Genomic DNA, 16,674 nt, shown 5'->3' on the forward strand with positions numbered 1-16,674 from the left:
GTCGGGCGGTGCCGCCCCGCGATGGATCACCGTCGAGTCCCCTGCCGCCTCTCCCAGCCGCGCCTTCGTTGTTCGGTAGCCGATCGCTCATCGGACACGTGCGGATGGAGTCCCCGGGCGCCGATCACCCTCCTCGACCCGCGCGAGGGCCGCCACGGTCAGTCCTCCCAGGTCTGCTGCACGAGGGCCTTCAGGAGGCCGTCGGTCGGGATGTTCGATTGATGGATGGAGATCCAGGTGTCGCCGCGCACGAAGAACGTGTACGTCGTGTCGACGCGGTCGGAGTAGTACATCGACGTCTCAGCGTGCTGGCAGGAGCGTCCGCCGAGCGTGTCGGTGCAGGTCCAACCCTTGCCGGCGAGGGCCTGGAGCCGAGGCTGGAGAACGGCGCTGTCAGCCGTGCCCATCTCGAGGAAGAGATTGTCGACGTCCTCAGTGCTGCCGTTCGGTGACCAGTGGCAGACCAGCGTCGCGTCGGCGGTGAACGGCTCCTCAGGGTCCACGTAGTAGTCGGTCATGTCACCGGCAACCTGCGGTCGGAGCTGATCGAGCACCAGCGATCCGAACAGACGGGTCGCGTCGACCGCGGGCACGGCGTCCGTGCACGCGTCCGGGATGGTAGCCGACGCGCTGGCCGTCGGCGTCGGCGTGATGCGGGCCGCCGACGGCGACGGCGATCCCGACGGTGACGGTGCCGGCGAAGCAGAGGTCGGGCCTGGCGTCGGCGCCGCGGGGAAGGGAGTCGGGACCAAGCCGAGTGCCACCGAACCGCTCGCGGTGCCGATGCCGAGTACGGCGATCAACGCCACGATGAGGCCGACGCGACGGCGAGAGGACACCGGGCGGGGCTTGTCGTGCATCCCGTCAGCGACCCGCCGCCGCATTCCGGCCAGCATCCGCCGCATCTCGTCACCACCCGGCGGCTCGTCAGCCATCGGAGACCCGTGTCCGATCGGTCGTTCATCGTTCATCGTTCGTCACCGCCTTCTTGATCCGTGCGCGAGACCGCCACACCCGTTGCGTGACGGCGCCGATGGTCATGCCGAGCACCTCGGCAGCCTCGGCGTAGGAGCGACCCTCGATGAGACAGAGTTCGCACACCCGACGGTCGAGCGGTGCGAGCGCGTCGATCTCGGCGCGGACCCAGCGCAGTCGCTCGCGGGCATCGTCGTCCGGCTCCGGTGCGGCCAACTCGTCGGGCAGGTCGACGCCCTCGTGCCGGCGCTGCTGCCGCACCAGGTTCGCGGCGTGGTTCCGGCAGACGACGAGCAGCCACGGCAGCACGGACTCGCCGGGAACGTCCACGGTGTCGGCCTTCTGCCACAGCGTGAGGAACGCGTCCTGCACGATCTCCTCGACGTCCATGCGTCGGCGGACCAAGGCCCACGTGTACCGGGTCATGGTCTCGGCGTGACGGTCGAACAACGTGGTGACCGCATCGCGGTCGCCACGCGCGGCTGCCGCCACGAGCACCTTGTCCGGCTCGGCTGGTCGGGTCATGTCCACCCCCTTCACTCCGCAGTGTGCACGGGCAGCGCATCCTCACAGATCGATACCCGCCGGGCGTGTCGGAGCAGCGTGCCCGGCACGGCGGACAAGCACGGGCAATCGGCTCCTGAGACGGAGCTGTCTGCGCAGTACCTCGATCGGGATCTTGCCCCGACCCGTAGCGACCCCGCTTGCATGCACGCCGAGGCTGGTGCATCAGCTGCGAAGCGTCTCCGGATCTCCCTGCACCACGCCAGGTGCGACGAGGACGTTGTGCACCTCGCCGCGATTCACCGGTCGGCGGAACGCGGCGTACTCCTCCTGCTCGCCGGTCTCCGGGTCGACTGACCGCATCGAAACCTGCCGACCCTCGGTGACCATCGAGAGCAGCCGCCGTCCATCGACCCAGCCGAGGTGCTCGACGTCCTGGCCGTGGTGCTCGGGACGGACGGCGACGGGTTCGACCGTGCGTCGCCAGCGGTCCCACACCGAGACGACTCGGGACAAGTACCCGTCCGTCTGCGTCTGCCCGACGAGGAGGCGGGACCCGTCAGCGTTCCACGGCGCCTGTCCGTGGAGGTCCACCGCCCACCGCGCACCGATGTCGTCGCCGTCGCGCAGGTCCACCACCTCGGTCATCGGGTACGGATTGTGCCCCCACCGCCACGTCACGGCGAGGAGGTCGCCGCTCGGCGAGAACGCGAGGAGGGTGCCAGTCGCCGCGACACCGAGGTCGGGTGCGCGCGAATCGAGTCGCCGCCACACCCCCCGATGCTGCACGTGCACGACCGGTCGGGTCAGGGAGTGGTCGACGACGTCGGTGTACTCGACGAGGGCCTCGGTGCCCTCCACGTGCTGTACCTGCCGGACGTGGTCGCGGTGCGGCGTCTCGGAGGTGGTCTCTCCGGTGCGCAGGTCGAGCGTCCGGAGCTCATCCGGCGGTCGGTCGAGGTTCGACGACTGCGCGAGGTACCGGATCGTCGTGCCGTCCGGGGACAGCGTGTACCCGGAGTACAGCCAGCCGTGCGGGGTGTCCAGATCGGTGAGCCGGATCGGCCCCCGACCGGGATCCCACGCCCACACCTGCCCGGCGGCGGGCATCACCCACGGCACCGGATTCGCGGGTCGCCCGCTTCGGGCACGGGGTCGGACCGGGCCGTCCGGGCGCCCCAGCGAGGTCAGTGTCCGCGGCGTCGGCCGACGCCGCGGTGCCGTCACCCGCGGTCCGGCGGCGGGCACCGAGCTCGCGTCGATCTCGAGCGGAGCTCGATCCCACTCGGGTGAGGTCGTGAGTTCCCGGAGGTCATCCGCATGCGGATCTGTCCCGAGCAGGCTCTCCACCAGTGCAGTGCCGAGGGCCGCGCAGAACCGAACCGCCTCGTTTGACTCGGTGTCGATGTCTCCGTCGAACGCGTGGTACGAGTAGTGCTGCAGGGCTTTGAGGACCTCGACCGCCGACCAGCGGTCCTGCGCGGGGGAACCGTGCACGTACGGAGCGTGGTCGTCGTCCGAGCCGTGGTACTCGTCGAACGTCTGCTCGATCTGCGCCACGAGCAGCTGCCCGATCTCCCGGTCGCTCCGGGTCGACGCCTTCCGCGGCGCGATGCTCCCATCCAGGCGCCGGAAGCGCCAGGACACCGGCCCACCGAACCGCGGTTGCAGGCTCGCCCAGACGAGCACGCGGATGTGCTCGTGGTCCACCAGTGAATGACTCATCGTCCCCCTCCTCGCCAGCGTGTCGGAGACAGCCGTGCGAGCGCGACCCCCGTAATGGGCCACACCGCGTGCCGTTCTCCGATCGACCACCCAAGGATCGTCATGCGGACAGTCGGGCACGGACCTCATCAGGGGTCAGGTCGTAGCCGGTCGCGTCATCCCCAGAACAGTTGATGCCGGCGAGGATGCCGTCCCGCTGCAGCCCCGGGAGCCAACGAGATCCGAAGTGCTCGAGCGAGATCTCGAACGGACGGGATCCCTCGTACGCACGAGCTGGGCGGATGATCTCCTCGGCACGCGATCGTCGTGACCAACACGTACTCTCCAGTTCGGCAACAGACTCTGGTCTTCGCGGGCGGCGCCAGACCTCCGAGGCTCGACCCCGAGAGTCCGAGCCCGGGAACAGCCGATCGCCGCGCGTGGTTGCACGGGGCAACGACGACGAAGGGAACACCATGTCGATGACCGTCCTGCTCGAGGTCCAGCTCCGGAACGACGTCTCCACCGAGGACGCCGAGGCCGCGATCCGCGAGACGCTGGCCCAGACCGGCGGTTTCGCGGGCAACGAGTCGCTCGAGGTCATCGTCGACGACGCCGACCCGAACCGCCTCGTGGTGGTCGAGCGCTGGACCACGACCGCCGACCACGACGCCTACGTCGCCTGGCGCGGCACGCCCGAGGGTGCGGCGAACGCCCTGGCCGCGGTCGTCGCGGGCCCGCCGGTGACCCGGACGTTCGACCGGACGATCCCGCTCGCCTGACCCTCCGGCCCGGGCGGTCCCGCGCGCGGCCCGAGTGATGGGACGATTGCTGCATGACCGCCACGCTCGTCGCCAAGGGCCTCGCCGGCGGCTACGCCGCACGCACGCTGTTCGACTCCCTCGACCTCACCGTCGCGCCGGGAGACGTGATCGGGCTCGTCGGGGTGAACGGTGCGGGCAAGTCGACGCTCCTGCGGCTCCTCGCGGGAGTGGACGAGCCGCTCGCCGGCACGGTGTCGCTCGCCCCGACGGACGCGTTCGTAGGCTGGCTCCCGCAGGAACACGAACGCGTCGAGGGCGAGACCGTCGCCGGCTACATCGGACGTCGCACCGGCTGCGCCGAGGCCACGGCGACGATGGACGCCGCCGCTGCCGCGCTCGGTGCGCCGGATGCCGGTGACGCCGCCGCAGACCGGTACTCCGCTGCGCTCGACCGGTGGCTCGCAGCCGGCGCCGCCGACCTCGACGACCGCATCCCGGTCGTGCTCGCGGACCTCGGACTCGAAGACGCAGCGGACGGGGACGGCGTCGGCCCGGACTCCCTGATGACCGCGCTGTCCGGCGGACAGGCCGCCCGCGTCGGACTCGCCGCACTGCTGCTGAGCCGGTTCGACATCGTCCTGCTCGACGAACCCACGAACGACCTCGACCTGGACGGCCTGGACCGGCTCGAGGGCTTCGTCCGGGGCCTCCGCGGCGGCGCCGTGCTCGTCAGCCACGACCGCGAGTTCCTCGCCCGCTCGGTCACCGCGGTGCTCGAGCTCGACCTCGCGCAGTCGTCGCACCGGCTCTTCGGCGGCGGCTACGACTCGTTCCTCGAAGAGCGCGAGATCGCCAAGCAGCACAAGCGCGACGCGTACGAGGAGTACGCGTCGACGAAGGCCGACCTCGTCTCCCGGGCGCGGACGCAGCGCGAGTGGTCGAGCCAGGGCGTCCGGAACGCCATGAAGAAGGCACCGGACAACGACAAGATCCGCCGCAAGGCAGCCAGCGAGTCGAGCGAGAAGCAGGCGCAGAAGGTCCGGCAGATGGAGTCCCGCATCGCGCGGCTCGACGAGGTCGAGGAGCCCCGCAAGGAGTGGCAGCTCGAGTTCACCATCGGCAGCGCTCCCCGCTCGTCGGCCGTCGTCGCGACGCTGTCCGACGCCACATTCACGCAGGGCGAGTTCACGCTGGGCCCGGTGTCGCTGCAGGTCGACGGTGGCGACCGGATCGGCATCACCGGACCCAACGGAGCGGGCAAGTCGACGTTGCTCCGCGCCCTGCTCGGTCGGCAGACACCGACCACCGGGACGGCATCGCTCGGGTCGAGCGTCGCGATCGGCGAGATCGACCAGGCACGCGCGGCGTTCACCGGCGACCAGCCCCTCGCCGCGGCGTTCGAGGCGATCGTGCCCGAGTACACGACCGCCGACGTCCGCACACTGCTCGCGAAGTTCGGACTCAAGGCCGACCACGTCGGGCGTCCGGCGAACGCGCTCTCCCCCGGCGAGCGCACCCGTGCGGGGCTCGCGCTCCTGCAGGCGCGCGGCGTGAACGTCCTCGTGCTCGACGAGCCGACGAACCACCTCGACCTGGTGGCGATCGAGCAACTCGAGCAGGCGCTCGACTCGTACGACGGCACCCTCCTGCTCGTCACCCACGACCGACGGATGCTCGAGACGGTCCGCCTCGATCGGCAGTGGCGGGTGGAGGCCGGTCGCCTCACGGAAGCCTGAGCACGGCCAGCCGTCGCCACGGCCGCCCTCGTCAGCGACGCAACCCGAGCAGGTCGATGACCTCGGCGCTCTCCTCCTCCGGCGTGCGGTCAGCGGCGATCGTCACGTGGGCCTCGTCGGACTGCGGCGGTTCGAGCGTCGCGAGCTGGGACGCCAGCAGCGACGTCGGCATGAAGTGCCCGGAGCGCTGGGACATCCGGTCCTCGATCAGTGAGCCGTCTCCCGCGACGTGCACGAACACGACGCCGGGTGCACGCAGGACGTCACGGTAGGACCGCTTCAGCGCCGAGCACGTCACCACACCCGGGGTGCCGGACTCCAGGTGCGAACCGATCCAGGACGCGATGACGTCGAGCCACGGCCAGCGGTCCTCGTCGGTCAGGGGTGTCCCGGCGTGCATCTTGTCGACGTTCGCCTGCGGGTGCATCGCGTCGCCTTCGGCGAAGTCCCACCCGAGTTGTTCGGCGACCATCGCGGCGACCGTGGACTTCCCCGACCCGGAGACGCCCATCACGACGAGCACGCGTGCGTCGAGCGCGGTGTCGGCACTCACTGGATGAACACCCCCGCGAGCATGACCCCGGCGAGACCGAACACCGAGATGAGGCACTCGAGCATCGTCCACGTCTTGAACGTCTGCCCCACGGTCGTGTTGAGGTACCCCTTGACGAGCCAGAAGCCGGCGTCGTTGACGTGCGACAGGAAGACCGAACCGGCGCCGATCGCGAGCACGAGCAGCGAGGTCATCGGCGACGACAGGTCGTGCGCGATCGGGGCCATGATGCCGGCGGCGGTCACCGTCGCGACGGTCGCCGAGCCGGTGGCGACACGGACGAGCGCGGAGACGACCCACGCGACGAGCAACACCGAGATCCCCGAGTCCTTCACGGCGTCGGCGATCACCCCGCCGATCCCGGTGTCGATGAGGACCTGCTTGAACCCACCGCCGGCGCCGACGATGAGCAGCACGCCGGCGACCGGCGGCAGTGCGCTCTCCAGCGACTTCGACACGGCCGTACGGTCCATGCCGCCACCGATGGCGAAGAAGACCATCGCGTAGACGGCCGCGATGCCGATGGCGATCATCGGCGACCCGAGGAAGTCGAGCAGGCTGACCCACGACCCCGACGCGTCCGGCACGGTGGCCTCGCGGATGGCCTGGGCGAGCATGAGGACGACGGGCAGCAGGATGCCGACGAGGGCGACGGCGAAGGACGGGCTGCGCGGCTCGCTGATGACGCGCGTGAAGTCGCTCTTGCCGTGGGGCAGGGAGGCGGTGTCCTGCGTGGCGGGGCCGCGCCGTGCCTCCCGGCCGTCGTGCGCGGGGTCCTGCGGGCCGGAGCCGCTCCCACCACGCGAGCCGAAGAGGTCCGGGGCGGGGATGTCGACCCAGCGCGCCGCGAAGCGGGCGAACACCGGGCCGGCCAGCACGATGACGGGGATGGCGAGCACGATGCCGAAGGCCAGGGTGGTGCCGAGGTTCGCGCCGACCGTGGAGATCGCCACGAGCGGGCCGGGGTGCGGCGGGACGAACGCGTGCATGGTCGAGAGGCCCACGAGGGCCGGCACGGCGATCTTCATGATCGGGACGTCACTGCGCTTGGCCACGAGCACGATGATCGGGATGAGGAGGACGAGGCCGACCTCGAAGAACATCGGCAGGCCGATCAGCGCGCCGATGAGGGCCATCGTCCACGGCAGGGCGGCCTTCGACGACCTCCGCACCAGGGTGTCGACGACGCGGTCGGCCGCACCGGAGTCGACGAGCATCTTGCCGAACATCGAGCCGAGGCCGACCAGGATGCCGACGCTCGTCATCGTCGCGCCGAAGCCGTTGCCGAAGCTCGTGACCGCCTTGTCGGGGGCCAGACCCGCGCCGATGCCGACGCCGAGCGCACCGATCGTCAACGCGATGAACGGGTGCACCTTGAGCCAGGTGATGAGGGCGATGATCACCACGATGCCGATGACGGCAGCGATGATCAGCTGCGCGACGGGGCCGGACGGGTCGACCGTCTCCGTCGCACCGCCCTCCGCTGCGAGGACGGAGACCGCGTGGGCCGCGGCCTCGTGCGCCGAGACCGCGTGGGCCGAGGCCGCGTGGGCCGAGGCCGCGTGGGCCGTGGCCGGATCGGCCAGGAGAGCGTGAGGCATCGGTGCCCCTTCCTGGAGCCGCTGCAGCGCGGCTCCGTCGCCTTCGTGTCGGGGGCGGTCTGGCGCCGGACGCGTCGACCGTCAATAATCTGATTAATCAGACTATACGACGATCCACCGCGCGGCATCCGCCCTCCTGGGCAGTCTGCCGATTCGATGGACACCGCGTCACTCGCCCTGCGTGACGCGTGCTGCATGGAGGAACGATGCCGACCGGACGCGGACTGCACGCCCACGTGCTCGACACCCTCGGGCAGCGGATCGTCGACGGCGCGCTCGGCGCGGGCGAGGTCGTCCGGCCGGAGCTGGTGGCGGACGAGTTCGGCGTGTCGCGCTCGGTCGTCCGCGAGTCCCTGCGCGTCCTCCAGTCCCTCGGCCTCGTCGAACCCCGGCAGCGGGTCGGCACCCAGGTGCTCGGGATCGGGTCGTGGGAGCTCCTCGCGCCGACGGTCATCCGGTGGCGCGGCGCCTCCCCGTCGTACTTCGTCCAGCAGCGCGAACTCCTCGAGCTCCGACTCGGGGTCGAGCCCGTCGCCGCCTCACTGGCAGCCGGCACACCGGGGGCGGCCGCGGTGCTCGACGCAGCCTCGGACATGCTGGACGCCTGCGCTCGGGAGGACAGCCGCGCCTACCTGGAGGCCGACGTCCGCTTCCACCGAGCGCTCCTCACGGCGTCCGGGAACACCGTGTTCGCGCACTTCGCCGGGACCGTCGAGGCGCTCCTGCGCACGCGCACCTCGGAGTCGCGGGACACCATCACACGGTGGACGCACGACGCGGCGGCGCGCCACGAGGCCGTCGGGCGGGCGCTCGTCGCGGGTGACGGGGCGATCGCGTCTGCAGCGGCGGGCGAACTGGTGCGGGTCACGCGCGACGAGTTCATCGCCGAGGCGCCCGCGGGCTGAGCCGCGCCGTCCGCGGCGTGCGCGCCGTGCGCGCCGACCATCGGGCGGCCTGGAGGCGCGGGGCGGGCCCGCCACGCGCCTCCAGGCCCACTGGTGCGTGCGTTCCCGCCCATCGCGCCCGACATTGGATGTCAGATCGCGCGTAGGAGGCAGCAACAACCTGCTCACTACGCGCGGAACAGCCTCCCACGCGCGAAACGGCCTCCCACGCGCGAAACGGCCTCCGACGAGCGGAACGGCCGCCCACCGCTTCACCGCCGGGCGAAGAGCCGCGGGCCCCGCAGCCGCAACCGCATCGTCACGGTGCCGAGCCAGCGGTCGTACTTGTAGCCGACCTTCCCCATCCGGCCCACCTCCTCGAACCCGAGGCGCTCGTGCAGACGGATCGACGCCTCCGCCTGGCGGTCGGCGATGACCGCGACGACCTCGCGGACGCCGGCCGAGCGGCACTCGTCCAGGAGCGCCTCCATGAGGGCACGGCCGAGGCCCTTGCCGCCGGACGCGGCACCGAGGTAGATCGAGTCCTCGACGACGCGGTTCGACCGGTCCCGCGGGTTCCAGGCGTCGACGAGCGCGTACCCGAGCACCTGGCCGGAGGGGTTCTCGGCGACCAGGAACGGCAGGCCCCGACGCCGGATCTCGTCGTACCGGCGCTTCCACGCGGCGAAGGTGAACGCCGACGGGTCGAAGGTCACCGAGGAGTTCCGGACGTAGTGCGTGTGGATCTCGCGGATGTCGGGCAGGTCCGTCGGCTCGGCAGCGCGGATCGTGTACGTGAACGCGGCCTCGGTGGGGACCGGGGCACGCAGGTGTCGCGGCAGGACCCGCCGTCGCTGGTATTCCTCCTCGAGCACGGCTCCGAGCCTAGGCCGCGTCCGTCTGCTCCGGCAGTGCCCAGTCCACGGGGGCTGCTCCCTGCGCCTCGAGCAGGTCGTCCACCTGCGAGAACGGCCGGCTGCCGAAGAAGCCGCGCGACGCGCTGAGGGGCGACGGGTGCGCCGAGGCCACGACCGGGGTGTCGCCGAGGAGCGGGCGGACCGTACCGGCCTGCGCACCCCAGAGCACCGCGACGAGCGGCGTCCCGCGGGCGACGAGGGCACGGACGGCCTGGTCGGTGACGGCCTCCCACCCCTTGCCCCGGTGGCTGCCGGCCTCGCCGGACCGCACCGTGAGCACCCGGTTGAGCAGCAGCACGCCCTGCGCGGACCAGGCCCGCAGGTCCCCGTGGGCCGGCGGCGTCACCCCGAGGTCGGACTCGAGCTCGCGGTAGATGTTCGCCAGACTGCGCGGCACCGGGCGCACGTGCGGGTCCACCGCGAACGACAGACCGATGGGGTGCCCGGGCGTCGGGTACGGGTCCTGCCCGACGACGAGCACCTTCACGTCGTCGAACGGGTCGGCGAAGGCGCGGAGCACGTGGTCACCTGCCGGCAGGTACGGACGACCAGCGGCGACCTCGGACCGGAGCCAGTCACCCATGCGGTGCACGTCGTCCTCGACCGGGGCGAGTGCGCGCGCCCAGCCCGGGTCGACCAGGTCGGCGAGCGGGCGGGCCTGCACGGTCCTACGCGCCCATGGTGGCGACCGCGACCGACTCGTCGCCGGCGACGACGCGCCAGACGCTGCCGGTGCCGCGGACCTCGAGCGCACCCTCACCGACGACGAGGGTGGTGTCCTCGTCGATCGCCAGGCCGGCGGTGACGAACTCGGCCTCGGCGCTCGCGATCAGGCGCGCGATGGTGCCGGCCTGCACCGCGTGCACGTCGATGGTCAGGTCGACGAGTCCGAGTCCTTCACGGAGCTCGACCTCGTCCAGGCCCTCGGACGCGTCCTCGGGGCAGATCTCCACGCCGCCGATCCGCCACCCACCGACGAGGGCTCGGTCGGACGCGATCATCGCGCCGGCCGAGTAGCCGAGGTAGGGCAGGCCGTCGGAGACGAGCAGCCGGATCTGGTCGACGAGCGGGGCGACGGCGTCGAGGTAGTGCGGGGTGACCCCGCCGCCGACGACGAGGGCGTCGACGTCGCTCAGGACGGTGGTGTCGAAGACCGCACCCGGTGCGATCTCGGTGACGAGGACCTCGGCCTGGCGTGCGCCGCCGAGGACCTCGGCGATGTCCGCGGTCGACGACGGCGAGGCGCCGGCGGCGTCGGCCACGGACAGCAGGCCGATGCGCGGCACGGTCCGGCCGACCGCTGCGGATCGAGCGGTCGCCTCGGCGAGGAAGGGCGCAGCGGCGTCCGAGGCGGCGAAGGGTCCGCCGCCGACGAGGTGGATGCTCACGACTCGGCCGTCACCGGTGCGAGGGCGCTCCACGGGAAGGTGATCCAACCGTCGACGCGACGCCACACGTGGTCGGGCTCGAGCACGGTGCCGGGCTTCGAGTACAGGCAGGCGCTGCGGACGTCGGCGCCGGCGTTCCGGATGATGTCGACGACCAGGCGGAGGGTGCGGCCGGAGTCGGACACGTCGTCGACGACCAGGACGCGCTTGCCGGCGAGGCTCGGGGCGTCGAGGGCGGGCGACAGGATGACGGGCTCGTCGAGACGCTGTTCGACGTCGGTGTAGAACTCGACGTTGATCGAGCCGCACTCCTTCGTGCCGAGGGCGTACGCCACCGCACCGGCGATGATGAGGCCACCGCGGGCCACGGCGACGACGACCTCGGGTTCGAAGCCGGAGGACAGGACGTCCTTCGCGAGCAGTCGCGCGGCGTCCCCGAACTCGAGCCAGCCGAGCACCTCGGGCCCGCTCGTCACGGTCACGGTCGAGGGAGCCTGGGCGGGTGACCCGGAGTCGCTGCTGATCGGCATCCGACCACGGTACCGGCAGGGACCCCACCCCCGCGACCCGCAGCTCCGCCCCGGGCGCGTGCTGCGGCCGGGCGCCGGACCTCAGGCGCGGGGCGTGAGCCGCCCGCGCGCCAGCTTGTGCTGCGCCGACTGCGCCACCGGCCGGATCGTCACCAGGTCGAGGTTCACGTGCGCGGGCAGCTCGACCGAGTGCACGATCGCCTCGGCGACGTCCTCGGCGACGAGCGGGTCCGGCACGTCGTCGTAGACCGCCGCGGCCTTCTGCTCGTCGCCACGGAAGCGGGTCAGGGCGAACTCGTCGGTCTTCACCAGCCCGGGAGCGATCTCGACGACGCGGATCGGCTCCCCGTTCAGCTCGAGCCGGAGCGCCGCCACGAGCGCGTGCTCGGCGAACTTCGCCGCGTTGTACCCGCCACCGTTCTCGTAGGCGACGTGCCCGGCGGTGCTGGTGACGGTCACGACGTCGGCGGTCCCGGCGGTCGCCGCACGAGCACGCAGGTGCGGGAGCAGGGCGGCGACGACGCGCTTCGTGCCGATCACGTTCACCTCGAACATCGCCCGCCAGTCGTCGACGTCGGACTCCTCGACGCTCGCCGAGCCCAGGGCGCCGCCGGCGTTGTTCACCAGGGCGTCCGCTCCGCCGAGCTCCGCGACGCGGTCCGCGATCGCCGCCACGTCGGCAGCGCTCGTGATGTCCGCCACGAGCACGTCGGCCCCGGACTCCGCGGCGAGCGCCTCGAGCTTCGACGCGCGCCGGGCGACGGCCAGCACGTCCCACCCGTGCGAGCGGAACAGTCGGACGGTCGCCGCCCCGATGCCCGAGCTCGCTCCGGTGACGACTGCGCGACGAGATGCCATGTGCTTCCTCCAGGGAACGGGGTCGGGTGTCCCGTCAACCGTACCGATCCGGCGAGGTCACGATCCGGTAACGTGACCGGGGATGACGACGGATGCCGCCCCTCCAGCGCCCTCGGCGCCCGCCACGCAGCTCGAACCGGGTCGTGCGAAGCGTCGTATCCCGATGTGGGACACGGCGCGGTTCCTCGCGGTCACCCTCGTCGTCATCGGCCACGCGATCCAGCGGCAGACGCCCGCGAGCGAGCACGCACTGGCGCTGTACACCTTCATCTACGCGTTCCACATGCCGGCGTTCGGCGTCATCAGCGGGTACTTCTCGTCCGCCGACACCCCGACGGCGAAGCGGATGCGCCGGACGATCACGGACATCGTGGTGCCGTACATCATCATGCAGACGATCTGGACGGTGGTGCAGGCGCTGGTCGAGGGCGGGAAGAAGTTCAACCCGACCCAGCCGACGTGGACGCTCTGGTTCCTGCTCGCCCTGGGGATCTTCCGGCTGATCCTGCCGTACCTGGCGCAGTTGCGGTGGCCGTTGTTCTGGGCGGTGGTGTTCAGCATCGGTGTCGGGTACTTCGACAACGTCGACTCCACCCTCTCGCTGTCCCGGGCGATCAGCCTGCTGCCGTTCTTCCTGGTGGGGTGGCAGGTGAAGCAGTGGGGGTTGTTCGACCGCTGGTACGAGGCGCCACGCCGACTGGTCGTCCGGATCCGCATCGTCGCCGCGGCGGTGTTCGCGGCGTGGGCGGTCTCCTGCGCGATCTGGATCCCGCAGTTCAAGGAGTTCGACCTGCACCACTGGTTCTTCTACGACGACTCGTACTCCGGGCTCGGCGAGGACGCGTGGTGGGCCGGTGCCGTCCGGTTCGGGCTGATGCTGCTGGCCGCGCTCCTGACGACGTGCTTCCTGCTGCTCGTGCCCCGGCGGACCATCTGGATCACGCAGTTCGGCGCCGCGACGATGTACGTGTACCTGCTGCACACGTTCGTGCTCTACCCGATCCGGGAGAGCGGGATCCTGGCCGGCGAGCACTCCGCGTGGCCGTACGTCCTGCTGATGGTCGGGATCGCCTGCGCGGTGAGCCTGTTCCTGGCACAGCCGTTCGTCCGTCGCGGGATGCGCTGGCTGCTGGAACCGAACGTGCGCTGGTTGTTCCGCCAGTGACGTCCCCGCGCGAGCCGTCGTCTCCGCTGCGCTCGGTCGACAGCGCGCGACGTGCCGCGCAGTGTGCGAGGGCGCTTGCGTCCCACGGAGCGCGGAACCTCGCACACCGCAGCGACAGCCTGGAGGCGCGGGGCGGCCGCGCCGCGTCCGTTACGTCCCGAGGCGGGAGCGCTGGTGCCCGACCGGGCACCTGCGTAGCGTGACGGTCGACGTGAAGGTGCGCCGTTCCTCCCGGCCGGCGCAAGGCGACCCGAGGAGCACGGCATGACCCAGAACGACGCAGCCGACTGGCGGTTCGAGACCACCCAGGTCCACGCCGGCGCGCAGCCCGACCCGACCACCGGCGCCCGGGCGACCCCGATCTACAAGACGACCTCGTACGTCTTCGCGAACTCGGACGAGGCCCGCGACCTCTTCGCCCTGGCCAAGCCGGGCAACATCTACTCGCGCATCATGAACCCGACGAACGACGTCGTCGAGCAGCGGATCGCCGCGCTCGAGGGCGGTTCGGGCGCGCTCCTCGTGTCGAGCGGCCAGGCGGCGGAGACCTACGCGGTGCTGAACATCGCCGGGGCCGGCGACCACATCGTGTCCTCGTCGTCGATCTACGGCGGCACGTACAACCTCTTCAAGTACACGCTCGCCAAGCTCGGCATCGAGACGACGTTCGTGGAGGACCAGGACGACCTCGAGGAGTGGCGCCGCGCCGTCCGCCCCAACACGAAGCTGTTCTTCGCCGAGACGATCGGCAACCCGAAGATCAACGTCCTCGACATCGCCGGCGTCAGCGACGTCGCACACGAGTCCGGCGTGCCGCTCATCGTCGACAACACGATCGCGACGCCGTACCTCATCCGTCCGTTCGAGCACGGCGCGGACATCGTGGTGCACTCCGCGACGAAGTTCCTCGGCGGGCACGGCACGGTCATCGGCGGCGTCCTCGTCGACGGCGGTCGCTTCGCGTGGTCGCAGCACCCGGACAAGTTCCCGGAGTTCAACACGCCCGACCCCTCGTACCACGGCGCCGTGTTCGCCGAGGCGGTCGGCAACGAGCTGGCGTACATCGTGAAGGCCCGCGTGCAGCTGCTCCGTGACCTCGGCGCGTCGAACTCCGCGGACACCGCGTTCACCCTCCTGCAGGGCATCGAGACGCTGTCCCTCCGCATAGAGCGTCACGTGTCGAACGCGCAGGAGATCGCCGAGTGGTTGGACCGCCACCCGGACGTGGCGACCGTGGCGTACGCCGGGCTGCCGACCTCGCCCTGGTACGCGGCGGCGAACAAGTACGCGCCGAAGGGCGTCGGTGCGGTGCTGTCGTTCGAACTGAAGGGCGGCGTGCCCGCGGGCAAGGCGTTCGTGGACAACCTGCAGCTGTTCTCGCACCTGGCGAACATCGGCGACGTGCGCTCGCTCGTCATCCACCCGGCGTCGACCACGCACTCGCAGTTGACGCCGGAGCAGCAGCTCACCACCGGGGTCACGCCGGGCCTGGTGCGCCTGTCGGTCGGGATCGAGAACATCGAGGACCTCAAGGCCGACCTGGAGGCCGGGCTCGCCGCGGCCCGTGCGGTCTCGCAGGAGGGGCTGCGGGCGTAGGAGCGCTGCCCGGCGCTCGCCGACTCAGAACGACGAACCCGACGTCCTCCGACGTCGGGTTCGTCGTTCCTGCGCGGACGCAACCGTTGTTCGGGCGCGGTTGCGACAACACCGCTGTCGTGCGACATCGACGGTGTCGCACCGCGTCGACGCGCCCACGCCCACGCCCGCACACGCACTCGCCCCCGCTCACCTGCACGCTGCCGCGCGCGCCCGACCCGGCGACGCGCCGGACGTGACGTAACACGGCGGTGGCGAGCCGCGCCTCCAGGCAGACTGGTCCCGATGGACTGGCAGACGACCCCCGAGGACTCCGTCCCGTCCACCCTCGTGCCCGGAACCGAACTCGGCACGCTCGGCAAGCCGCCCGTCACGGGCGCCTGGCGCCCGGGCGACCACCCCGGTGCCCGCCACTTCGAGGCCCTGGGCGAGCAGTGGGTGCGCGGCGGACGGATCCCCGCCGTCCGCGTCGCTTACGAGACCTGGGGCACGCTGTCGCCGGAGCGCGACAACGCGGTTCTGGTCTTCCACGCGCTCACCGGCGACTCGCACGTCGCCGGACCGCCCGGGCCGGGCCACCGCACCGCCGGCTGGTGGGGCGACGTCGTCGGTCCCGGTCGCGCGATCGACACCGACCGGTGGTTCGTGGTCGCGCCGAACATGCTCGGCGGCTGCCAGGGCACGACGGGTCCGTCCTCGATGTCACCCGACGGCGTGGAGTGGGGGTCGCGCTTCCCGTTCGTGACCGTGCGCGACCAGGTCGCCGTGCAGGCGCAGCTCGCCGACCGGCTCGGGATCGACACCTTCGCCGCCGTGGTCGGCGGCTCGATGGGCGGCATGCACGCCCTCGAGTTCGCCGTCGCCCACCCAGCCCGCGTCGCCCGACTCGCCGTGCTCGCGTCGACCGCGCAGACCACGGCGGACCAGATCGCCGCGAACTCGCTGCAGCGCGCCGCGATCCAGATGGACCCCGCGTTCGCCGGCGGCGACTACTACGAGGCCGACGCCGGGGAGGGGCCGCACCGCGGTCTGGCGCTGGCGCGGCGCATGGCCCTCATGACGTACCGCGCGTCGGACGAGCTGAACGGCCGCTTCGCCCGGTCGTGGCAGAGCGACGTCTCCCCCCTCGGCGACGACGGCCGGTTCTCGGTGGAGAGCTACCTCGACTTCCACGGCAACAAGTTCACCCGACGGTTCGACGCGTCGTCCTACGTGACGCTGACGCACGCGATGGACTCGCACGACGTCGGGGCGGGCCGTGGCGGGGTCTCCGCGGCGCTCGCGCAGGTCACGGCCCGGACGCTCGTCGTCGGGGTGTCGAGCGACCGGTTGTTCCCGATCGAGGACCAGCACCGGATCGCGGCGGGCGTGCCGAACACCCTCGACGGCGACCGCGCGGCGGTGCTCGAGAGCGAGTTCGGGCACGACGGCTTCCTCATCGAGCACGAGGCGGTCGGGTCGCACCTGCGACGGCTGCTGGACTGAGCGGGCGGCGCTCC

At 71.5% G+C, this 16,674-nt stretch carries 17 protein-coding genes; 6 read left to right on the forward strand and 11 right to left on the reverse strand.

The genetic code is table 11. The features are described from left to right. Window positions 1-158: 158 nt before the first annotated feature. The 4 genes from ACRQ4B_RS12755 to ACRQ4B_RS12770 all read right to left on the reverse strand — a co-directional run bounded on the left by ACRQ4B_RS12755 (window position 159) and on the right by ACRQ4B_RS12770 (window position 3,661). The gene (locus ACRQ4B_RS12755; RefSeq protein ID WP_439691791.1) at window positions 159-935 is read right to left on the reverse strand and encodes a hypothetical protein; all 777 of its coding nucleotides are present in this window, start codon (window positions 933-935) and stop codon (window positions 159-161) included. Between the two features lie 25 nt (window positions 936-960). Further along, window positions 961-1,500 (reverse strand): RNA polymerase sigma factor, encoded by a 540-nt coding sequence (locus ACRQ4B_RS12760; RefSeq protein ID WP_439691792.1) that lies wholly within the window; start codon window positions 1,498-1,500, stop codon window positions 961-963. Between the two features lie 204 nt (window positions 1,501-1,704). Next, window positions 1,705-3,204, reverse strand: a complete 1,500-nt coding sequence (locus tag ACRQ4B_RS12765; RefSeq protein ID WP_439691793.1) for a hypothetical protein — start codon at window positions 3,202-3,204, stop codon at window positions 1,705-1,707. A gap of 100 nt (window positions 3,205-3,304) precedes the next feature. After that, a complete protein-coding gene (locus ACRQ4B_RS12770; protein WP_439691794.1) occupies window positions 3,305-3,661 on the reverse strand; it encodes a DUF2750 domain-containing protein in 357 nt (118 codons plus the stop codon). Here ACRQ4B_RS12770 and ACRQ4B_RS12775 point away from each other — a divergent pair. Beyond that, window positions 3,660-3,965, forward strand: coding sequence for a putative quinol monooxygenase (locus ACRQ4B_RS12775; RefSeq protein WP_439691795.1), 306 nt, complete (start codon window positions 3,660-3,662; stop codon window positions 3,963-3,965). The two genes, ACRQ4B_RS12770 and ACRQ4B_RS12775, sit on opposite strands and share 2 nt — an antisense overlap. Before the next feature lie 53 nt (window positions 3,966-4,018). Beyond that, the gene (locus tag ACRQ4B_RS12780; protein ID WP_439691796.1) at window positions 4,019-5,683 is read left to right on the forward strand and encodes an ABC-F family ATP-binding cassette domain-containing protein; all 1,665 of its coding nucleotides are present in this window, start codon (window positions 4,019-4,021) and stop codon (window positions 5,681-5,683) included. Between the two features lie 31 nt (window positions 5,684-5,714). On the opposite strand, the gene ACRQ4B_RS12785 is transcribed toward ACRQ4B_RS12780, so the two are convergent. Together ACRQ4B_RS12785 and ACRQ4B_RS12790 are read right to left on the reverse strand one after the other, a co-directional pair. Beyond that, entirely contained in the window at window positions 5,715-6,194 is a 480-nt protein-coding gene (locus tag ACRQ4B_RS12785; RefSeq protein ID WP_439694396.1) for a gluconokinase, read from the reverse strand. A gap of 38 nt (window positions 6,195-6,232) precedes the next feature. Then, window positions 6,233-7,837 (reverse strand): GntP family permease, encoded by a 1,605-nt coding sequence (locus ACRQ4B_RS12790; RefSeq protein WP_439691797.1) that lies wholly within the window; start codon window positions 7,835-7,837, stop codon window positions 6,233-6,235. 206 nt (window positions 7,838-8,043) lie between these two features. Here ACRQ4B_RS12790 and ACRQ4B_RS12795 point away from each other — a divergent pair, with 206 nt between their 5' ends. Beyond that, window positions 8,044-8,742 (forward strand): FadR/GntR family transcriptional regulator, encoded by a 699-nt coding sequence (locus ACRQ4B_RS12795; RefSeq protein ID WP_439691798.1) that lies wholly within the window; start codon window positions 8,044-8,046, stop codon window positions 8,740-8,742. Between the two features lie 251 nt (window positions 8,743-8,993). Here the strand turns inward: ACRQ4B_RS12795 and ACRQ4B_RS12800 are convergent, their stop codons facing one another. The 5 genes from ACRQ4B_RS12800 to ACRQ4B_RS12820 all read right to left on the reverse strand — a co-directional run bounded on the left by ACRQ4B_RS12800 (window position 8,994) and on the right by ACRQ4B_RS12820 (window position 12,414). Further along, window positions 8,994-9,596 (reverse strand): GNAT family N-acetyltransferase, encoded by a 603-nt coding sequence (locus tag ACRQ4B_RS12800; RefSeq protein WP_439691799.1) that lies wholly within the window; start codon window positions 9,594-9,596, stop codon window positions 8,994-8,996. A 10-nt stretch (window positions 9,597-9,606) separates the two neighbouring features. Then, on the reverse strand, window positions 9,607-10,302 hold the full coding sequence (locus tag ACRQ4B_RS12805; protein ID WP_439691800.1) for a uracil-DNA glycosylase: 696 nt from the start codon (window positions 10,300-10,302) through the stop codon (window positions 9,607-9,609). 4 nt (window positions 10,303-10,306) lie between these two features. Beyond that, window positions 10,307-11,026: a Type 1 glutamine amidotransferase-like domain-containing protein gene (locus tag ACRQ4B_RS12810; protein WP_439691801.1), complete on the reverse strand. Its 720-nt coding sequence runs from the start codon at window positions 11,024-11,026 to the stop codon at window positions 10,307-10,309. Next, window positions 11,023-11,556, reverse strand: a complete 534-nt coding sequence (locus ACRQ4B_RS12815) for a phosphoribosyltransferase (RefSeq protein WP_439691802.1) — start codon at window positions 11,554-11,556, stop codon at window positions 11,023-11,025. The genes ACRQ4B_RS12810 and ACRQ4B_RS12815 overlap by 4 nt, the downstream gene beginning before the upstream one ends. 81 nt (window positions 11,557-11,637) lie before the next feature. After that, on the reverse strand, window positions 11,638-12,414 hold the full coding sequence (locus tag ACRQ4B_RS12820; RefSeq protein WP_439691803.1) for an SDR family oxidoreductase: 777 nt from the start codon (window positions 12,412-12,414) through the stop codon (window positions 11,638-11,640). Between the two features lie 82 nt (window positions 12,415-12,496). On the opposite strand from ACRQ4B_RS12820, the gene ACRQ4B_RS12825 reads away from it, so the two are divergent. From ACRQ4B_RS12825 to metX, 3 genes are all read left to right on the forward strand, one after another. Then, a complete protein-coding gene (locus ACRQ4B_RS12825) occupies window positions 12,497-13,579 on the forward strand; it encodes an acyltransferase family protein (protein ID WP_439691804.1) in 1,083 nt (360 codons plus the stop codon). 264 nt (window positions 13,580-13,843) lie between these two features. After that, a complete protein-coding gene (locus ACRQ4B_RS12830) occupies window positions 13,844-15,175 on the forward strand; it encodes a bifunctional o-acetylhomoserine/o-acetylserine sulfhydrylase (protein WP_439691805.1) in 1,332 nt (443 codons plus the stop codon). A 285-nt stretch (window positions 15,176-15,460) separates the two neighbouring features. Next, window positions 15,461-16,660: a homoserine O-acetyltransferase MetX gene (gene metX / locus ACRQ4B_RS12835; RefSeq protein WP_439691806.1), complete on the forward strand. Its 1,200-nt coding sequence runs from the start codon at window positions 15,461-15,463 to the stop codon at window positions 16,658-16,660. The last annotated feature ends 14 nt before the right edge of the window (window positions 16,661-16,674 follow it).

The organism is Curtobacterium sp. SP.BCo, from assembly GCF_051903265.1.
GTDB lineage: Bacteria > Actinomycetota > Actinomycetes > Actinomycetales > Microbacteriaceae > Curtobacterium.

Excerpts from the sequence above, each read along its gene's own strand:
- ACRQ4B_RS12765 (WP_439691793.1), bottom strand. The coding sequence starts at position 3,204 with ATGAGTCATTCACTGGTGGACCACGAGCACATCCGCGTGCTCGTCTGG.
- ACRQ4B_RS12825 (WP_439691804.1), top strand. The coding sequence starts at position 12,497 with ATGACGACGGATGCCGCCCCTCCAGCGCCCTCGGCGCCCGCCACGCAG.
- ACRQ4B_RS12780 (WP_439691796.1), top strand. The coding sequence starts at position 4,019 with ATGACCGCCACGCTCGTCGCCAAGGGCCTCGCCGGCGGCTACGCCGCA.
- ACRQ4B_RS12830 (WP_439691805.1), top strand. The coding sequence starts at position 13,844 with ATGACCCAGAACGACGCAGCCGACTGGCGGTTCGAGACCACCCAGGTC.
- ACRQ4B_RS12795 (WP_439691798.1), top strand. The coding sequence starts at position 8,044 with ATGCCGACCGGACGCGGACTGCACGCCCACGTGCTCGACACCCTCGGG.
- ACRQ4B_RS12790 (WP_439691797.1), bottom strand. The coding sequence starts at position 7,837 with ATGCCTCACGCTCTCCTGGCCGATCCGGCCACGGCCCACGCGGCCTCG.
- ACRQ4B_RS12820 (WP_439691803.1), bottom strand. The coding sequence starts at position 12,414 with ATGGCATCTCGTCGCGCAGTCGTCACCGGAGCGAGCTCGGGCATCGGG.
- ACRQ4B_RS12760 (WP_439691792.1), bottom strand. The coding sequence starts at position 1,500 with ATGACCCGACCAGCCGAGCCGGACAAGGTGCTCGTGGCGGCAGCCGCG.
- ACRQ4B_RS12785 (WP_439694396.1), bottom strand. The coding sequence starts at position 6,194 with ATGGGCGTCTCCGGGTCGGGGAAGTCCACGGTCGCCGCGATGGTCGCC.
- ACRQ4B_RS12775 (WP_439691795.1), top strand. The coding sequence starts at position 3,660 with ATGTCGATGACCGTCCTGCTCGAGGTCCAGCTCCGGAACGACGTCTCC.
- ACRQ4B_RS12755 (WP_439691791.1), bottom strand. The coding sequence starts at position 935 with ATGGCTGACGAGCCGCCGGGTGGTGACGAGATGCGGCGGATGCTGGCC.
- metX (WP_439691806.1), top strand. The coding sequence starts at position 15,461 with ATGGACTGGCAGACGACCCCCGAGGACTCCGTCCCGTCCACCCTCGTG.
- ACRQ4B_RS12815 (WP_439691802.1), bottom strand. The coding sequence starts at position 11,556 with ATGCCGATCAGCAGCGACTCCGGGTCACCCGCCCAGGCTCCCTCGACC.
- ACRQ4B_RS12770 (WP_439691794.1), bottom strand. The coding sequence starts at position 3,661 with ATGGTGTTCCCTTCGTCGTCGTTGCCCCGTGCAACCACGCGCGGCGAT.